Genomic DNA, 16,976 nt, shown 5'->3' on the forward strand with positions numbered 1-16,976 from the left:
GTTGAGCGGTTCGCTTACAGGATCTTCAACCCCGCAGATTATGATCAGTCTGTTACAGAATAAAGCGGCTCAGATCTTCATCCTCGACAAGCGCACCGAGGTGGGCGTTGACGTAGTCGGTGTCGATGACAAAGGTCTCGCCGGACTTCTCGGAGGCGTCGTAGGAGATGTCTTCCATCAGGCGTTCCATCACGGTGTGCAGACGACGGGCACCGATGTTCTCGGTACGCTCGTTGACCTGCCAGGCCGCTTCGGCCAGACGGCGGATGCCATCCTTGGTGAACTCGATGTTGACCCCTTCGGTGGCCATCAGCGCCTTGTACTGATCGGTCAGGGAGGCATTCGGTTCGGTCAGGATGCGCTCGAAGTCATCGGTGGTCAGCGCGGTCAGCTCGACCCGGATCGGCAGACGGCCCTGCAGCTCGGGGATGAGGTCAGACGGCTTGGCGATCTGGAAGGCGCCGGAGGCGACAAACAGGATGTGGTCGGTCTTGACCATGCCGTGCTTGGTGTTGACGGTGCAACCTTCAACCAGCGGAAGCAGGTCGCGCTGTACCCCTTCACGGGAGACATCGGGGCCCGAGCTCTCGCCGCGCTTGCAGATCTTGTCGATCTCGTCGAGGAAGACGATGCCGTTGTTCTCGACCGCGGCGATCGCTTTCTGCTTCAGCTCTTCCGGATTGACCAGACGGGCCGCTTCCTCTTCGATCAGCGCCTTCATGGCCTCTTTGACCTTGATCTTGCGCTTCTTCTTCTGGTTCTGGCCCAGGTTCTGGAACAGCCCCTGCAGCTGGTTGGCCATCTCTTCCATGCCCGGCGGGGTCATGATTTCGACGCCCATCGGGGAGGCGGAGAGTTCCAGCTCGATCTCTTTGTCATCCAGCTGACCTTCCCGCAGTTTCTTGCGGAAGATCTGGCGGGTGTTGGAGTTGTCGGCCTTCTCTTCCTCACCCCAAGTGTTGCGCGGGTTGGGCAGCAGGGCGTCGAGGATGCGCTCTTCGGCGGCTTCCTCGGCGCGGTATTTCATCTTCTCCATCTCGGTTTCGCGCACCAGCTTGATGGCGGCATCGGTCAGATCGCGGATGATGCTGTCCACTTCCTTGCCGACATAGCCCACTTCGGTGAACTTGGTCGCTTCCACCTTGATGAAGGGGGCGTTGGCCAGCTTGGCCAGACGACGGGCGATTTCGGTCTTGCCGACACCGGTCGGGCCGATCATCAGGATGTTTTTCGGGGTCACTTCATGGCGCATCTCTTCGTTGAGCTGCATCCGCCGCCAGCGGTTGCGCAGGGCAACGGCAACGGCGCGCTTGGCATCGGCCTGACCAATGATGTGACGATCCAGCTCGTGGACGATTTCTCTCGGGGTCATCTCGGACATGATGGTGTTCCTGTATCCGGGGCGGGCAGTGCCCACCCCTTGGGAAATGGGGTTTGGCTGGTGGCCTTATTTCGCCGAATAGTCCAGCACTTCGATGGTGTGGTTGCCGTTGGTGAAGACGCAGATGTCGCCCGCAATCTTGAGGGACTTCTCGACAATGGTCCTGGCATCCAGCTCGGTGTTTTCCAGCAGCGCGATGGCGGCGGACTGGGCGAAGTTGCCGCCGCTGCCGATGGCGATGAGATCGTGCTCCGGCTGCACCACGTCACCGTTGCCGGTGATGATGAAGGATTTGTGTTCGTCGGCCACGGCCAGCAGCGCTTCGAGGCGGCGCAGGGCGCGATCGGTGCGCCAATCTTTGGCCAGCGCCACGGCGGCGCGCTCCAGATTACCCTGATGGGCCTGCAGTTTTGCTTCGAAACGCTCGAGCAGGGTGAAGGCGTCGGCGGTACCGCCAGCGAAACCGGCCAGCACCTTGCCGTTATAGAGACGATGAACCTTGCGGGCGTTGCCCTTCATGACGGTGTTGCCAAGAGAGACCTGGCCATCGCCACCGATGACGACCTGACCGTTGCGGCGAACTGAAACTATGGTAGTCACTTTACTTACCTCGCTTGAGCCGAATGACGGCCTGACTGTGCATGGCAAGAAAGATGGGGATGGCAAACGGGCTTTTCAACCCTGCCTTTGGTCGGGATAAACGGGGTAGTAAAGAGCGTGGGTGCGAGTGGCACCAAAAGAACAGGGCCGGGTGTTGCCACCCGGCCCTGCGTCATCGGTAAGCGGATTACCCTTTCTTGGGAATGCAGCCGCTGATGCCGGAGCTCTGCAGCTTGCTGTTGGCCGCGTCGGCGGCCGCCTTGCCGTTGAAGGGGCCGACCATCACCTTGTAGACGGTGCCGTTGGCGCCATTGATCACCTGCAGGCTGGAAGAGAGGCCGGCGGTGAAGGCGATACGCGCCTTGAGCGACTCTGCAGAATCCTGCGAGCGCAGGGCGGCGCACTGCATCATATAGCGACCGCTGTCGGCGGCTGCGGTCTGGGCTGGCGGAGTGGCCGCTTTGGCCTTGGCCGCTTCGGCGCGCTCCCGTTCCAGCTCGGCACGGATCTCTCGCTCCATCCGTTCCCGTTCGGCCTTGCGGTCGATCACCTGCTCTTGCGCGCTGGCAACCGGCGCTCCGGAGGTGGAAGGGGTGGTCGCCGGATTGGTCTGATAGGGTTTGGACTGGCCGATGGGCGTCCCCGGTTGGGGAATGTCGGTCGGTACCGGTTGCGGCAGCTTTTCCGGCTGCAGGGTCAGAGTATCGGCGGGGGGCGGTGGCAGCACGCCCGGCTGGGGCGGTGGCTCGATAACATCGACCTGCTTGTTCTCAAGCCGTTCGATGTAGCTCCACTTCTCCTGTGGCAACCCGTTGTTCTGTGGTTTTGGCTTGTTGGCCTTTACCTGCTCTTCGATGGTGGGGGCGTCGCTGCCCTTGCCATTGATCATGTAAAGGAAGCCACCAAAGCCTGCCAGCAGTGCCACGACCAGCAGCACTGGAATAACAGGAAAGCGGCGAGGGGCCGCTTTCTTGCTGTTTCGACCACCCGCCCGACGTCGTGGGCGGCTGCCGACATAATCCCGGGTTGCCATCTATTACATGCGCTCCAGGGTATGGATGCCCAGTACGCCGAGGCCCAGTTTCAGCACCTTGGCGGTGGCGGCGCAAAGCAGCAGACGGCTCTGACGGGTTGCCTCGTCCACGCCATCCTTGTTGATCGGGCAGGCTTCATAGAAGGTCATGAAGTTGCCGGACAACTCGTACAGGTAGGTACAGAGCAGGTGCGGCATGCCTTTGTCGGCCACGCCATTGACCGCGTCGGAGAACTGGATCAGCTTCTGGGCCAGCACCTCTTCGGCCTCTTCGTTCAGGGTCACATTGCCGGTCAGGGTAGCGGCATCGACGCCAGCCTTGCGGAAGATGGACTGGATACGGGTGTAGGCATACTGCAGGTAAGGGGCGGTGTTGCCTTCAAACGACAGCATCAGATCCCAGTCGAAGATGTAGTCGGTAGTGCGGTTCTTGGAGAGATCCGCATACTTGACCGCGCCCATGGCGATTGCGTTGACCACGTTGGCCTTCTCTTCGGCAGAGAGGTCGCTGTTGCGGCTCTCCAGCAGGGCAGCGGCGCGCTCTTCCGCTTCGTTGAGCAGGTCAACCAGCTTGACGGTGCCACCGGAACGAGTCTTGTAGGGACGACCATCCTTGCCCAGCATCATGCCGAAGGCGTGGTGCTCGAGGGGGACGGATTCCGGTACATAGCCCGCCTTGCGGGTGATGGTCCAAGCCTGCATCAGGTGCTGGTGCTGACGGGAGTCGATGAAGTACATGACACGGTCGGCGCCCAGGGTCTCGTAACGGTATTTGGCACAGGCGATGTCGGTGGTGGTGTAGAGGAAACCGCCATCGCTCTTCTGGATGATGACGCCCATGGCCTCGCCATCCTTGTTCTTGAACTCGTCCAGGAAGACAACGGTGGCGCCTTCGCTCTCGACCGCCAGCCCCTTGGCTTTCAGGTCGGCAACGATCTCCGGCAGCATGTCGTTGTACATGGACTCGCCCATGATGTCCTTGTTGGTCAGGGAGACATTCAGGCGGTCGTAGTTGATCTGGTTCTGTTCCATGGTCATGTCGACCAGCTTCTTCCACATGGTACGGCAGTACTCGTCGCCGCCCTGCAGCTTGACCACGTAGTTACGGGCGCGCTCGGCGAAGGCTTCGTCTTCGTCGTAGCAACGCTTGGCCTGGGTGTAGAAGGCTTCCAGATCGCGCAGCTCCATGTCGGAGGCGTTCTCGTTGGCCATCTTCTCCAGATAGGCGATCAGCATGCCGAACTGGGTGCCCCAGTCGCCGATGTGGTTGGCGCGGATCACTTTGTGGCCGAGGAACTCCAGCGCGCGCGCAGCCACGTCACCGAGTACGGTGGAGCGGATGTGGTGCACCGCCATCTCTTTGGCCACGTTGGGGGCGGAGTAGTCCACCACCACGGTTTGTGGCGCGGGCAACCGTACGTTGGCGTTGGCAGAGGTCACCATGGCCTCGACCTGACCGGCCAGCCAGCGCTGGTCGAAGAAGAAGTTGATGAAGCCGGGACCGGCGATCTCGACCTTGGCGATCAGGTCGGAGGCAGGCAGGTGCTCGATGATGGCAGCCGCCAGCTCACGGGGATTCTTGCGGGCCGGTTTGGCCAGCAGCATGGCCAGGTTGGTAGCCAGGTCGCCATGAGCTTTTTCCTTGCATCGGTCTACTTGCACGCGGGCTTCCAGGTCCGCCGGCAGGACGCCTGCTGACTTGAGATTGGCTACCGTTTGTTCAAGTAGATGATGAATATGCTCTTTCATAACTGACCACCAAGGTTGCGCGTCGAAAAATGACTGATATATAAGGGCGTGAATTTTACCCGCATCGGCCCGAGAAAACTATAGGGATGACCCGTCGCTCGCTGTCGGGCGGATATTTCACTGCGTTTAGCACCATATTCCAGAATATTGGGCGGAAATTACGGTGCTTATCCATTTCTACTGCATATCGAAGCGGCTTGTCCAGGCTATTTTCCCCTGATTGTTAAGGGTTTTTCCTTTCCGCTGACGGGAATGATCTCCTCCCTCTGGCCCAGCGTATCAACATACGTTCCCAACCGAGGAGTTTGCGATGCGACTGGCGCTGTTTCCCCTATCTGCCCACCTGCTGCCCGGCGGCGTCATGCCGCTGCGGATCTTCGAACCGAGATACCAGCGGATGATTGCCGAGGCGGGGGAGCCCGGCTTTGCCCTCTGCATGGTGGACCCTCGCCAGCCCGACGCTCTGCGCAACATGCTGCCCATCGCCACCCGAGTCACCATCATCGATTTCGACCGGCTGCCGGACGGCATGCTGGGGATCACGGTGCTGGGGATGGAGCGGGTGCAGATAGAGGATCTGTGGCAGGAGCAGGATGGCCTGCGTATCGGCGAGGTGACGCCGCTGACGGCCTGGCCGCCCCGCCGGCTCCATCCCGATCAGCAACCGCTGGTTGATGCGCTGCGGGAGGTGTTTGCCGATTATCCCGACTACGCCGCCCTCTATCCCGCCCCCCGCTGGGACGATGGCAACTGGGTGGCCCAGCGCTGGCTGGAGGTGCTGCCGATCCCCCCTGAACAGAAGCAGCTGCTGCTGGCCGCTGCCGACAATCAGCCCGCCATCGCCCTGCTCAAGGGGGTGCTGGTGGCCAGCCACTGATTTTTTCTGACCCGCTGATCCGCCACTGCCGCAGCGCCGTACAAGTCATCACCACAGCATGTTCGACAGCACACCAAAGGGATGGCGCAATGGCATATACTGGCCAACCACACTCGACCATACGCAGGACCTCGCCCGTGATGGATAACCCGGATGGCGACCTCAAATCTCTGCTGATCAGGGTGGCAGAGCAGGCCGACAAGGCTGCTTTTGCCCGCCTGTTCCAACACTTTGCGCCGCGTATTCGCAGCTACGGCCTGCGCCACCTCGGCAGCGAAGCCAACGCCATGGAGCTGGTGCAGGAGACCATGCTGCTGGTGTGGCAGAAGGCGCGTCTCTACCACCCCGAGAAGGGGGCGCCAACCACCTGGATCTACACCGTGATGCGCAACCAGTGCTTCGACATGCTGCGCCGTCGTCGCGCCAGCAAGGAGGATCTCTGTGCCGAGGAGCTGTGGCCGGTGCTGGAGTTTCAGGCCGAAGAGGAGCATCTGAGCGGGGGGGAGGATGCGGTGCTGACCCGTCAGATGGCCCATTATCTGGGCACCCTGCCGGAGCCGCAACAGCAGGTGGTGCGCGGCATCTATCTGCAGGAGTTCTCCCAGCAGGAGTTGGCGGAGCGACTCGGCGTGCCGCTCGGCACCATCAAGTCCCGCCTCCGGTTGGCGTTACAGAAACTGAAAGAGCAAGTGGAGCAAGGCCATGATTAAAGCCCATCCGACCGACCCTATGCTGCGTGCCTTCGCCGCCGACGAGCTCCCTCTGCCGCTGGCGGTGGGGCTCTCCGCCCACTGTGAACTCTGCCCCGATTGTGCTGCCCGACTGAAGACATTCGAAGAGGAGTTGGCGCAGCAATATCTTGCCTCGCCAGCAGAGCCCGAGCTGGACTCCCGCGATGAAGCGGGACTGGACGCCGGGTTCGACGCCATGCTGGCGGAGATTCTGGCGCAGCCGCTGGCAGAGCCCTTCTCCGAGCCAACATATGACCAGCCCCGAGCCCAGCCCGGCGAGCTGGAGGTGGCCGGTCAGGCCTACCGTTTGCCGCGGGTGCTGGCCCGTTATCGTTCGCCCAAGTGGCGCCATATCGGGGCCATTCGTCAGCAGAGTCTGCTGCTGGACGAGATGGGCGCGCGTGCCAGTCTGCTCCATATCGAAGCGGGCGGTCGCATCCCTGAGCACACCCATCAGGGCTATGAGCTGACCCTGCTGCTGGCTGGCAACATTCAGGATGGCGATACCCTTTACAAGGCGGGGGATTTCATCTGGCGTGATGCCAGCCACTCCCATAGTCCGCATACGCCCGATGGCTGCCTCTGCTACACGGTGCAGGATGCGCCGGTGCAGTTCACCAAGGGGCTGTCGCGACTGCTGAACGGCATCAGCCAGCACCTCTACTGAGCACCATGACGCCATAGAAAAAGGGACCAGATTGGTCCCTTTTGTCATTTCATGGCTGTCGGTCAGGCGACAAACACCAGATAGACGGCGAATGCCACGATAAAGCGGTAGATGGCGAACGGGATGAAGTCGATGCGGCGGATCAATGTCAGGAAGGTCTTGATCGCAAACATCGCCACCACGAAGGCGGTGATAAAGCCCACAGCAAACATCGGAAAGTCGGCCATCGAGAGGAAATCGCGGCTCTTGTAGAGATCCAGCCCGCTGGCCGCCACCATCATGGGCACTGCCATGATGAAAGAGAACTCGGCGGCGGCGTGACGGCTGATCCCCATCAGCATGCCACCACTGATGGTGGCACCGGAGCGGGAGAAGCCGGGCCACAGGGCCAGACACTGGAACAGGCCGATGCCGAACGCCTGCTTGTAGCTGATGTCATCCAGGGTTTCGGCTGTGACTGCAGGGCGGAACTTCTCGGCGATGATCAGCAGGATGCCCCCCGCGACCAGCGCGTACATGACGGTTTGCGGACCAAACAGGTTGGCCTTGATCCAGCTGTGGATGGCCAGACCGACCACGATGGCGGGCATCATGCCGAGGATGACGTGGATCAGCGACAGGGTGGCGTGATCCCGGGACGGCTTCTGGCCAAAGTGGATGCCAATCAGGCCAAACAGGCGACGCCAGAAGACGGCGACCACGGCGAGGATGGAGCCAAGCTGGATCACCACTTCGAAAGTGGCAGCCTTGGGCCCTTCAAAGCCCAGCAGATGGCCGACGATAATCATGTGGCCGGTGGAGGAGACGGGGAGGAACTCGGTCAGCCCCTCGACGACGCCCAGAATAAAGGCGACCAGCAGGCTATAAGTGTCAGTCATCGAACAAACAATCCTTAACTTCGTTGATGTAAAAACGCCCCGAGAGGGTCTCGGGGCGGCTTATCTTGCTCGATTGTGACTACTGAGGCTATGTAAAAATCATGAAACCTTTAAGTCAGTCGCGGATAAAGCGGTAGCGGGTCTGATGGTGATAACGCTCGCCCGGCAGTAGCCAGGGGTTGCCCAGCTCGGGCCGGTTCGGACTGTCGGGCAGTTGCTGCGCCTCAAGACAGAAGCCGTCGTGATCCCGGTGCGACTGGCCGCTGCGGTTCCGGGTATTGCTCAGCCAGTTACCGGTGTAGAACTGCAGCGAAGGTTGGTTGGTATAGACCTCCATCGCCAGCTCTCTGTCACCCGATACCACGCGAGCTGCCCACTCTTGCGCCGGGCCGTTGAGCACAAAAGCATGATCGTACCCCTTGGCTTGTTGCTGCTGGGGATGGCTCAGCCAATCTTGGCCAATCAGGCGCTCGCGGCGCAGATCGAACGGCCCCTCCACCGGAGTGATGGCGATCGGCAGGCCGCTCGGGTCGGTCGGCAGGAAGTGGTCGGCATTGATGCTGATGAGGTGGTCACGCACATCGCCGCCGTTCGGGTTGTCATCGAGATTGAAGTAGGCATGGCTGGTGAGGCTGATCGGCGTCGCGGCATCCGTGCTGGCGATGAAATCCACCACCAGATCGCTCTGCTCCAGCCGGTACTCCAGGGTTACCCGCAGATTGCCGGGAAATCCCTGATCCCCCGCTCGGGAGAGCAAGGTCAGTTTGACCCGATCCGCTTCCAGCTCCTTGATCTGCCACCGCTGGCGATGAAAGCCCGCCTGCCCGCCATGCAGGCAGTTAAGTGCCTGATTGGCATCCAGCGACCAGCGCTGGCCATCGCGTAGCAGCTCGGCGCCGCCGATGCGGTTGGCGAAACGCCCCGCTACCGCGCCCAGCCACACCTGTTGGGTGGGATAGGCGTCGTCGGCACAACCCAGCAGCACTTCGCGCCGTTTGCCCGCTACCGGCAGGGTGAGGGAGGTGAGGGTGGCGCCGAAGTCGAGGCCGCGCAGGCGCAGCCCCTCCTCGTTTTCCAGTTCGAATGGCGTCATGGCGCTGCTCATAGCTTGCCTGCACCGGCGCTGGCAGAGCAGACGTAGCAGTCAGCCTTGAGGCCGAAGCGGGTCGGATACTCGGCTTCGACCGCGGCGATCACCTCGGCCACCTTCTCGGGGCGCAGCAGGGCGACCACGCAGCCGCCGAAGCCGCCGCCAGTCATCCGCACACCGCCTTCGGTGCCGATCCTGGCCTTGATGATCTCCACCAGACCGTCGATGGCGGGCACGGTAATTTCGAAGTCATCGCGCATGGCGGAGTGCGAGTCGGCCATCAGCTCGCCGAGGCGGGTCAGGTCGTGGCTCGCCAGTGCATCGGCGGCCGCCAGGGTGCGGGCGTTTTCACCGACGATGTGGCGGGCACGGCGATAGCAGGCCTCATCCAGCCCGGCTTTGCCCGCTTCCAGTCCGGCCAGATCGAGGTCGCGCAGCGCCTTGACCCCGTAGTGATGGGCGGCCGCTTCGCACTGCTGGCGGCGGGTGTTGTATTCGCTGTCCACCAGACCGCGACGCACATTGGAGTTGACGATCAGCACCGCCAGATCGCTGGGCATGGGGATGAGACGGGTCCCCAGCGAGCGGCAGTCGAGCAGCAGGGCATGATCGGTTTTGCCGCTGGCGGAGATCATCTGATCCATGATGCCGCAGTTGCAGCCGACGAACTTGTTCTCCGCCTGCTGGCCGTTGAGGGCGATCTCGGCCTGGCTGATGTCGAGCCCCAGCGCCTCCTTGAAGGCCTGACCGATGGCTACTTCCAGCGAGGCGGAGGAGGAGAGCCCCGCCCCCTGCGGCACGTTGCCGGAGACCACCAGATCGAGGCCGCGCAGGGCATAGCCACGCTCCTGCAGATACTTCACCACGCCGCGGATGTAGTCGCTCCAGCGCTGGCTGGGGTGGTGTTCAATGGGCTGGTCGAGGTCGAACTGGTCACGCTGGTTGTCGTAGTCGGCGGCGATCACCTGCACTTGCCAGTCATCGCGCAGGCCGATGGCGACGCAGGTCTCGTAGTCGATGGCGCAGGGCAGCACGAAGCCGTCGTTGTAGTCGGTATGTTCACCGATGAGGTTGACGCGGCCGGGGGCGCGCACCAGCAGATCGGGCGCTTTGGCAAATTGCTCGGCAAAAACGGTGCTGACGCGTTGGCTGGGGGTCATAGGGCCTCCTCATTGGTGTGGCTGGTCTGGGTGTAGTGAATGGGGCTCAGGGTACGCAGCCGCTCGGCAGCCTGCTCGGGGGTAAGGTCGCGCTGGGTTTCGGCCAGCATCTCGAAGCCGACCATGAATTTGCGCACGGTGGCGGAGCGCAGCAGTGGCGGATAAAAGTGGGCATGCAACTGCCACGCCTCGGGGCAATCCGATTTGGGTGGCGCAAAGTGCCAGCCCATGGAGTAGGGGAAGCTGCACTCGAACAGGTTGTCGTAGCGGCTGGTGAGCTCCTTGAGCGCCACCGCCAGATCCTGTTGCTGGGTCTTGGTCAGGTTGAGCATGGAGGGGACGTGCGCCTTGGGCAGCAGCTGGGTTTCGAACGGCCAGGCGGCCCAGAAGGGAACCACGGCGAGCCAGTGCTCGGTCTCTACCACGATACGCGAGCGATCCGCCAGCTCCCGCTCTACATACTCCAGCAGCATGGGGCGGCCATGCTCGGCCAGCCAGTCACGCTGGTGCTGCTCTTCGCGGGCGATCTCGTTGGGCAGGAAGTCGCTGCCCCAGATCTGGCCGTGGGGGTGCGGGTTGGAGCAGCCCATGACGGCCCCTTTATTTTCAAAGACCTGCACCCACTCCCACTGGGCCGACAGCTCGGCGACCTGAGCCATCCAGGTGGTGATCACCCCCTCGATGGCGGGCAGCGGCAGCTCGGGCAGGGTCTTGCCGTGATCCGGCGAGAAGCAGATGACCCGGCTGGTGCCGCGGGCGGCTTCCAGTTTCAGCAGGGGATCGCTGGCGCTATCGGCGGCCGGGGTATCCTGCATCAGGGCGGCGAAGTCGTTGGTAAAGACAAAGGTGCCCTTGTAGTCGGGGTTGATGTCGCCAGTGACCCGGGTGTTGCCCGCGCAGAGGAAGCAGTCGGGATCGTGGGCCTGTTTGGGGGCCTGACTCACCTTCTCCACCTGTCCCTGCCAGGGGCGTTTGGCCCGATGGGGGGAGACCAGCACATACTGGCCGGTCAGCGGGTTGAAGCGGCGATGGGGATGATCGACGGGGTTGAACATCATCTCTCCTGAATAATGTATTGAAAAATAAAGTCGTTTATTACCGGGGAGCAGGCAGACCTACTCCTCGTAACCGTTCGGATTGGCGGATTGCCAGCGCCAGCTGTCGGCGCACATGGCGTCGATGTTGCGGGTCGTCTGCCAGCTCAGCTCACGCTGCGCCTTGGCCGGATCGGCCCAGCAGGCGGCGATGTCGCCCGGGCGGTGCGGTTCGATGCGAAATGGCAGCGGCTTGCCACAGGCGGCAGAGAAAGCGGCGACCAGCTGCAACACGCTCTGGCCCTGACCTGTGCCCAGGTTGTAGGTGTGCACGCCACCCTTGCCTACGCAGTGTTGCAGCGCCTTGACGTGTCCTTCGGCAAGATCCATTACATGGATGTAGTCGCGCACGCCGGTGCCGTCCGGGGTGGGGTAATCGTTTCCAAAGACAGACAAGCAGTCGCGACGGCCGATGGCCACCTGGGTGATATAGGGCATCAGATTGTTGGGGATCCCTTGCGGGTCTTCACCCATAGTGCCCGATTCGTGGGCGCCGACCGGATTGAAGTAGCGCAGCAGGGTCATGCTCCAGTGGGGCTCCGCCAGCTGCAGATCTTCGACGATCTCCTCGATGATCAGCTTGGATCGTCCGTAGGGGTTGGTGGCGCTGCGGGGGAAATCTTCGCGGATTGGCAGGCTGGCCGGATCACCGTAGACGGTGGCCGAGGAGCTGAACACCAGATTGTGCACCCCGGCCCGTTTCATCGCCTGTAGCAGGGTGAGGGTGCCGCCGAGGTTGTTCTCGTAGTAATCCAGTGGAATGCGAGTCGACTCACCGACCGCCTTGAGGGCGGCAAAGTGGATCACTGCGTCGATCTGCTGCTCGGCAAAGATCTGGTCAAGCAGGGCCGCATCGCGAATATCCCCTTGATAAAACACGGGTTGCTGGCCGCTGATGGCGGCGATTCGCGCCAGCACGCTGCGCTTGCTGTTGCCGAGGTTGTCGACTACCACGGGATTCATGCCTGCCGCTTGCAGGGCCAGACAGGTGTGGCTGCCGATATATCCGCAACCGCCGGTGACCAGAACGTTCATCTTGCTCTCCACTGAAAAGTGTCTGGAAGCAGTCTAGCCGAGGGTGTGGCGACCAAACTGTGAGCTTGCTTGCAAAACAGTGTAAACGATTACACCGTTTTTATGGTCATCCTGACGGCAGATATGCGTTTCACCCCTGTTTTCAATGGGTTTGCTGGGTATAATGGCGCTCTATTGCACAGTGAAAGAAGTGAAAACAGTATGAGCACCATCAAGGATGTCGCCCGTTTGGCCAATGTGTCAGTGGCAACGGTTTCACGGGTGATGAACAACTCCCCCAAGGCCAGCGCCGCGTCTCGCGAAGTGGTGCAGAAGGCCATGGCTGAACTGGGCTACACCCCCAACGCCAACGCGCGGGCACTGGTCAGCCAGACCTGCGACACCATGGGGGTAGTGGTCGGTGACGTGGCCGATCCCTTCTTCGGTGCACTGGTGAAGGGGGTCTCCGGCATCGCCGTCGAGCAGAACCTCCACCTGCTGATGGGTAACGGTTTTCACAAGGCGCGTCAGGAGCGTGAGGCGATCGAGCTGCTGATCGGCAAGCGCTGCGAGGCGCTGGTGGTGCACAGCAAGGCGCTTAGCGACGAGGAACTTTACGACTACGCCATGCGGGTGCCCGGTATGGTGCTGATCAACCGCGATATTCCAGCCCTCAAGGGACGCTGCATCGCTCTCAACAATCGGCTGGGTGCGGCTACGGCGACTCGCCACTTGATCGAACTGGGTCACCGCCATATCGCCTTTATCAGCTCGGATCACGCCATCGAGGATGCCACCTTGCGGCTGCAGGGCTATCAGGATGGACTGATGGAAGCCGGTCTGGCAGCCGATCCCGAGCTTATCGAGAGCGGCACGCCAAACGAGGAGGGGGGCGAGCGCGCCATGCTCAATCTGCTGGCCAAGGGGCTCAAGGTGACCGCCGTAGTTGCCTATAACGATGCCATGGCGGCGGGCGCCATCTCCGTGTTGGCGGACAACGGTCTGCGAGTGCCGGAGGAGGTCTCGGTAGTGGGCTTCGATGACATCATCTATGCCAGATATTTGCGCCCCAAGCTCTCCACCATGCGCTATCCCATCGAGTTGATGGCGGCACAGGCGGCCAAGCTGGCCATTCAGCTGGCGGCGGGGGAGAGTGACGCGACCCAGAGCCGGATCTATACCCCCACCCTGATCAATCGCCACTCGGTTGCACCGGTTCGGGCCGGATAACCCCCTTTTGCGGCCCTGTTCGAGGCTGTTTATTGCACAGTTATTGTTTTACCTATTTTTAATCATTTTTACTCCGCTTTACTTAACAAAATCAGTGTAATCGTTTACATCTGTGTGAGCGAGATCGCCGTTCCCAGCGTCATACTTCTCTAGACTGAATACGTTTTCCAATCAGCAGGGAGAGAGTGAATGCTCAGGGAGATAGTGGCGCGTCAGGATTGGCAGACTCAGGCCATTACATCGGTAAACCGGCTGGCTGCCCATACCCCCATGTTCAGCTGGCGCAGCGAAACGGATGCCAGGGGGGATCTGGCCTCTTCCTCCCGTCTCTTGCTCGATGGCGAGTGGCGCTTCTCCTTCTTTGCCGCTCCCGAATTGGTGCCCGAGAGTTGGCTGGCGCAGGATCTGGTTGATGCTTGCCCCATTGCAGTGCCGGGCAACTGGCAGCTGGATGCCGCCTATCCGGCTGCGCGGCCGCTCACCGATGGCCCCATCTACACCAATATCAAGTACCCCTTTCCCTGCGATCCACCGCGAGTACCGGCAGAGAACCCCACCGGTTGCTACTCCCGTGAGTTCGAACTTCCTGCCGACTGGTTGGCCAGTGGCCAGAGCCGGATCATCTTTGACGGGGTGAGCAGTGCCTTCCACCTTTTTTGCAACGGCCGCTGGGTCGGCTACTCCCAGGACAGCCGGCTGCCCGCCGAGTTCGATCTGACTCCTTATCTGCAAGCCGGTCGCAACCGGTTGGCGGTGCTGGTACTGCGCTGGTCCGACGGCGCCTATCTGGAAGATCAGGATATGTGGTGGCTGTCGGGGATCTTCCGCTCCGTCAGCCTGCTGCACAAACCGTCCCGCCATCTGATGGACATGCGGGTGACCCCCGAGCTGGACGCCTGCTATCGGGATGGCCGTCTAAAGATTGCCCTGCAGGTCGCCAATGGGGCTGGCCTCTCGGTAGAGGCCAATCTCTATGACGGCAGCGAGCGGGTTGCGACCCTGCGCCAGCCGATCGGCACCCAAGCAATTGATGAGAAAGGAGCTTACGACGATCGCGCCGAGCTGTGGCTCGATGTGGCTGCGCCGCGCAAGTGGAGCGCCGAGACGCCTCATCTCTGTCGCCTGACTCTGACCCTGCTGGACGAGCAGGGCCACGCCATCGAGAGCGAGGCGTGCGATGTGGGCTTTCGGGTGGTGGAGATCCGTGGCGGCCTGCTGCGGGTCAACGGGCAGCCGCTGCTTGTTCGCGGTGCCAACCGTCATGAACACCATCCCGCCAAGGGTTATGCCATCGATCGCGCCACCATGGAGCGGGATCTGCTGCTGATGAAGCGGCACAACTTCAATGCGGTGCGCTGCTCCCACTACCCCAATCACCCCGACTTCTATCGCCTCTGCGACCGGCTCGGTCTCTATGTGGTGGACGAGGCGAATCTGGAGACCCACGGCATGACCCCTATGGGGCGGTTGGCGCGGGATCCCGCCTGGAGCAACGCCTTTCTGGAGCGGGCGACCCGCATGGTGGCACGGGATTTCAACCACCCCTCCATCATCATCTGGTCGCTGGGTAACGAGTCGGGTTACGGCCCGGCTCACGATGCCATGTATGGCTGGATAAAGCGCAGCGACCCGAGCCGTCCGGTGCAGTACGAGGGGGGAGGGGCAGATACCCCGGCGACCGACATCATCTGCCCCATGTATGCCAGAACCCATCAGGATCAGCCCTTCCCGGCGGTGCCCAAGTGGGCGTTGGCCAAGTGGATCGGCCTGCCCGGCGAGCACCGACCGCTGATCCTCTGCGAATATGCCCACGCCATGGGCAACAGTCTCGGGGGCTACGCCCACTATTGGCAGGCGTTTCGCGATCATCCACGTCTGCAAGGCGGCTTTGTCTGGGATTGGGTCGATCAGGGGCTCGACAAATACACCGCCGATGGCCGCCACTACTGGGGCTATGGCGGCGATTTTGGTGATGTGCAAAACGATCGCCAGTTCTGCTGCAACGGCCTGCTGTTCCCGGATCGCACCCCCCATCCAGCCCTGTGCGAGGCAAAGCGTGCCCAGCAGCCGTTCCGCTTCACTCTGCTTGAGCACACCCCGCTGCGGGTGAGGATCGAGAGCGAATACCTGTTTCGGGAAACCGACAACGAGCGGCTTTGCTGGCAGCTGTGTGAGAACGGCCATGTGCAGCAGCAGGGGGAGTTCTCCCTTGAGCTGGCGCCACAGGGGGTGGTCGAGTTGACCCTGAGCGAGACACTGCCCGCCTTTGCGGCAGGCTCACTGGCCTGGCTCGATCTGGCCATTGTTCAGCCACAGGCCACTCTCTGGTCGCAGGCGGATCACAAGGTCGCCCGTCAGCAGTTCACCCTGCCGCCCCCCCTTGCCCTGCCAGCGCCGGTCGCTGCCGCCACCCTGAGCGAGCAGCCGGATGGCTGGCGGATCACTGCCGCAAACAGCCAGTGGTGGCTCGACAAGCTGAGCTGCCGCATCACCAGTTGGCAAAAATCGGGGCAGGAGCAGCTGCTGGCGCCGATCATGGATCACTTCTATCGCGCACCGCTCGACAACGACATTGGCACTAGCGAAGCGGATCACGCCGACCCCAACTCCTGGATTGCTCGCTGGCAGGGCTGTGGTCTCGGTCAGTGGCAGCACCGCTGTCTGGGGATTTCGGTCGCCGGAGGGGATATCCGGGTCAGTCATGGCTACTTCCACCACGATGAGCTGCTGCTGGTGAGTCACTGGCATCACCACTTTACCGACGATGGTGCCATGAGCCTGGAGATAGAGACCGAGTTGGCACAGGTGCTGCCGTCGCTGCCGCGGATTGGCCTGCTGCTTCATCTGGCCGAGGTACCGGCGCGAGCCGAATGGCTGGGGCGTGGGCCGCACGAAAACTATCCGGATCGCCTGCTGGGCGCCGATCTGGGGCGCTGGAGTCTGCCGCTGGAGGCGATGCATACACCTTATATCTTCCCGAGTGACAACGGCTTGCGCTGCGATACCCGCCAGTTGCAGCTGGGCAGCACGATGGTGAACGGCTGCTTCCATTTCAGTGCCAGCCGCTTCAGTCAGCAGCAGCTGGCCGCCGCCCGTCACCAGAGCGATCTGGTGGCTGAAGCAGGGCTGTGGGTCTGTCTCGATGGCGCCCATATGGGGGTGGGCGGGGATGACTCCTGGAGTCAGAGCGTGCGTCCCGAGTATCAACTGCTTGAGCGCCGTTACCGTTGGAGCTGCACTCTCCGTTAATCCAGCTATTGAAGCGACTGTCGAGCCAGTGCGCCATTTTGACAACAGACCAGTAACGACTAGCCTCAATGCTGTGGGAAAGATTGAGTCTCAAATCTGATTTTAATTTATATGTATTTGAAAAATAAAAACAAATTTTCAATGTAACAGAGTGTAATCGTTTTCATTTTGTCGTCATGATCACAGAAGAAATGACAACAAACTGATTACATTGATTGGCGCT

14 protein-coding genes are annotated in these 16,976 nt (G+C 61.6%); 5 read left to right on the forward strand and 9 right to left on the reverse strand.

The genetic code is table 11. The features are described 5' to 3' along the window. Positions 1–52: 52 nt before the first annotated feature. The 4 genes from hslU to argS form a co-directional block, all read right to left on the reverse strand. Entirely contained in the window at positions 53–1,381 is a 1,329-nt protein-coding gene (hslU, locus tag ACW5XC_RS12580) for an HslU--HslV peptidase ATPase subunit (protein WP_005340773.1), read from the reverse strand. Positions 1,382–1,447: 66 nt separating this feature from the next. After that, positions 1,448–1,981, reverse strand: coding sequence for an ATP-dependent protease subunit HslV (hslV, locus tag ACW5XC_RS12585; protein WP_005340772.1), 534 nt, complete (start codon positions 1,979–1,981; stop codon positions 1,448–1,450). Positions 1,982–2,168: 187 nt separating this feature from the next. Then, a complete protein-coding gene (locus tag ACW5XC_RS12590) occupies positions 2,169–3,014 on the reverse strand; it encodes an SPOR domain-containing protein (protein WP_042054270.1) in 846 nt (281 codons plus the stop codon). A gap of 3 nt (positions 3,015–3,017) precedes the next feature. Then, positions 3,018–4,763 carry an arginine--tRNA ligase gene (gene argS / locus ACW5XC_RS12595; RefSeq protein ID WP_042054269.1) on the reverse strand — a complete coding sequence of 582 codons (1,746 nt, stop codon included), beginning with the start codon at positions 4,761–4,763 and terminating at the stop codon, positions 3,018–3,020. A 310-nt stretch (positions 4,764–5,073) separates the two neighbouring features. Between argS and ACW5XC_RS12600 the strand changes: the two genes are divergently transcribed. The 3 genes from ACW5XC_RS12600 to ACW5XC_RS12610 all read left to right on the forward strand — a co-directional run bounded on the left by ACW5XC_RS12600 (position 5,074) and on the right by ACW5XC_RS12610 (position 7,038). Continuing rightward, entirely contained in the window at positions 5,074–5,640 is a 567-nt protein-coding gene (locus ACW5XC_RS12600) for an LON peptidase substrate-binding domain-containing protein (RefSeq protein ID WP_042054268.1), read from the forward strand. A gap of 140 nt (positions 5,641–5,780) precedes the next feature. Next, the gene (locus tag ACW5XC_RS12605) at positions 5,781–6,350 is read left to right on the forward strand and encodes a sigma-70 family RNA polymerase sigma factor (RefSeq protein ID WP_005355542.1); all 570 of its coding nucleotides are present in this window, start codon (positions 5,781–5,783) and stop codon (positions 6,348–6,350) included. Next, complete coding sequence (locus ACW5XC_RS12610) at positions 6,343–7,038, forward strand: ChrR family anti-sigma-E factor (protein WP_042054267.1); 696 nt, start codon at positions 6,343–6,345, stop codon at positions 7,036–7,038. The genes ACW5XC_RS12605 and ACW5XC_RS12610 overlap by 8 nt, the downstream gene beginning before the upstream one ends. A 62-nt stretch (positions 7,039–7,100) precedes the next feature. Here the strand turns inward: ACW5XC_RS12610 and bacA are convergent, their stop codons facing one another. From bacA to galE, 5 genes are all read right to left on the reverse strand, one after another. Further along, positions 7,101–7,916 carry an undecaprenyl-diphosphate phosphatase gene (gene bacA, locus ACW5XC_RS12615; RefSeq protein ID WP_021230740.1) on the reverse strand — a complete coding sequence of 272 codons (816 nt, stop codon included), beginning with the start codon at positions 7,914–7,916 and terminating at the stop codon, positions 7,101–7,103. Positions 7,917–8,031: 115 nt separating this feature from the next. Then, on the reverse strand, positions 8,032–9,021 hold the full coding sequence (gene galM, locus ACW5XC_RS12620; RefSeq protein ID WP_042054266.1) for a galactose-1-epimerase: 990 nt from the start codon (positions 9,019–9,021) through the stop codon (positions 8,032–8,034). Then, positions 9,018–10,166, reverse strand: coding sequence for a galactokinase (galK, locus tag ACW5XC_RS12625; RefSeq protein ID WP_042054265.1), 1,149 nt, complete (start codon positions 10,164–10,166; stop codon positions 9,018–9,020). The genes galM and galK overlap by 4 nt, the downstream gene beginning before the upstream one ends. Continuing rightward, on the reverse strand, positions 10,163–11,221 hold the full coding sequence (locus tag ACW5XC_RS12630) for a UDP-glucose--hexose-1-phosphate uridylyltransferase (protein ID WP_042054264.1): 1,059 nt from the start codon (positions 11,219–11,221) through the stop codon (positions 10,163–10,165). The genes galK and ACW5XC_RS12630 overlap by 4 nt, the downstream gene beginning before the upstream one ends. A gap of 60 nt (positions 11,222–11,281) precedes the next feature. Further along, positions 11,282–12,295: a UDP-glucose 4-epimerase GalE gene (gene galE / locus ACW5XC_RS12635; RefSeq protein WP_042054263.1), complete on the reverse strand. Its 1,014-nt coding sequence runs from the start codon at positions 12,293–12,295 to the stop codon at positions 11,282–11,284. A 201-nt stretch (positions 12,296–12,496) separates the two neighbouring features. Between galE and ACW5XC_RS12640 the strand changes: the two genes are divergently transcribed. Then, positions 12,497–13,504: a substrate-binding domain-containing protein gene (locus ACW5XC_RS12640; protein WP_041915397.1), complete on the forward strand. Its 1,008-nt coding sequence runs from the start codon at positions 12,497–12,499 to the stop codon at positions 13,502–13,504. Between the two features lie 189 nt (positions 13,505–13,693). Next, entirely contained in the window at positions 13,694–16,753 is a 3,060-nt protein-coding gene (locus ACW5XC_RS12645) for a beta-galactosidase (protein WP_042054261.1), read from the forward strand. Positions 16,754–16,976: the final 223 nt, after the last annotated feature.

This window comes from Aeromonas sp. 25-AL00135, assembly GCF_054052385.1.

Coding starts and splice junctions, on each gene's coding strand:
- hslU (WP_005340773.1), bottom strand. CDS start 1,381: ATGTCCGAGATGACCCCGAGAGAAATCGTCCACGAGCTGGATCGTCAC.
- ACW5XC_RS12590 (WP_042054270.1), bottom strand. CDS start 3,014: ATGGCAACCCGGGATTATGTCGGCAGCCGCCCACGACGTCGGGCGGGT.
- argS (WP_042054269.1), bottom strand. CDS start 4,763: ATGAAAGAGCATATTCATCATCTACTTGAACAAACGGTAGCCAATCTC.
- ACW5XC_RS12600 (WP_042054268.1), top strand. CDS start 5,074: ATGCGACTGGCGCTGTTTCCCCTATCTGCCCACCTGCTGCCCGGCGGC.
- ACW5XC_RS12605 (WP_005355542.1), top strand. CDS start 5,781: ATGGATAACCCGGATGGCGACCTCAAATCTCTGCTGATCAGGGTGGCA.
- ACW5XC_RS12610 (WP_042054267.1), top strand. CDS start 6,343: ATGATTAAAGCCCATCCGACCGACCCTATGCTGCGTGCCTTCGCCGCC.
- bacA (WP_021230740.1), bottom strand. CDS start 7,916: ATGACTGACACTTATAGCCTGCTGGTCGCCTTTATTCTGGGCGTCGTC.
- galM (WP_042054266.1), bottom strand. CDS start 9,021: ATGAGCAGCGCCATGACGCCATTCGAACTGGAAAACGAGGAGGGGCTG.
- galK (WP_042054265.1), bottom strand. CDS start 10,166: ATGACCCCCAGCCAACGCGTCAGCACCGTTTTTGCCGAGCAATTTGCC.
- ACW5XC_RS12630 (WP_042054264.1), bottom strand. CDS start 11,221: ATGTTCAACCCCGTCGATCATCCCCATCGCCGCTTCAACCCGCTGACC.
- galE (WP_042054263.1), bottom strand. CDS start 12,295: ATGAACGTTCTGGTCACCGGCGGTTGCGGATATATCGGCAGCCACACC.
- ACW5XC_RS12640 (WP_041915397.1), top strand. CDS start 12,497: ATGAGCACCATCAAGGATGTCGCCCGTTTGGCCAATGTGTCAGTGGCA.
- ACW5XC_RS12645 (WP_042054261.1), top strand. CDS start 13,694: ATGCTCAGGGAGATAGTGGCGCGTCAGGATTGGCAGACTCAGGCCATT.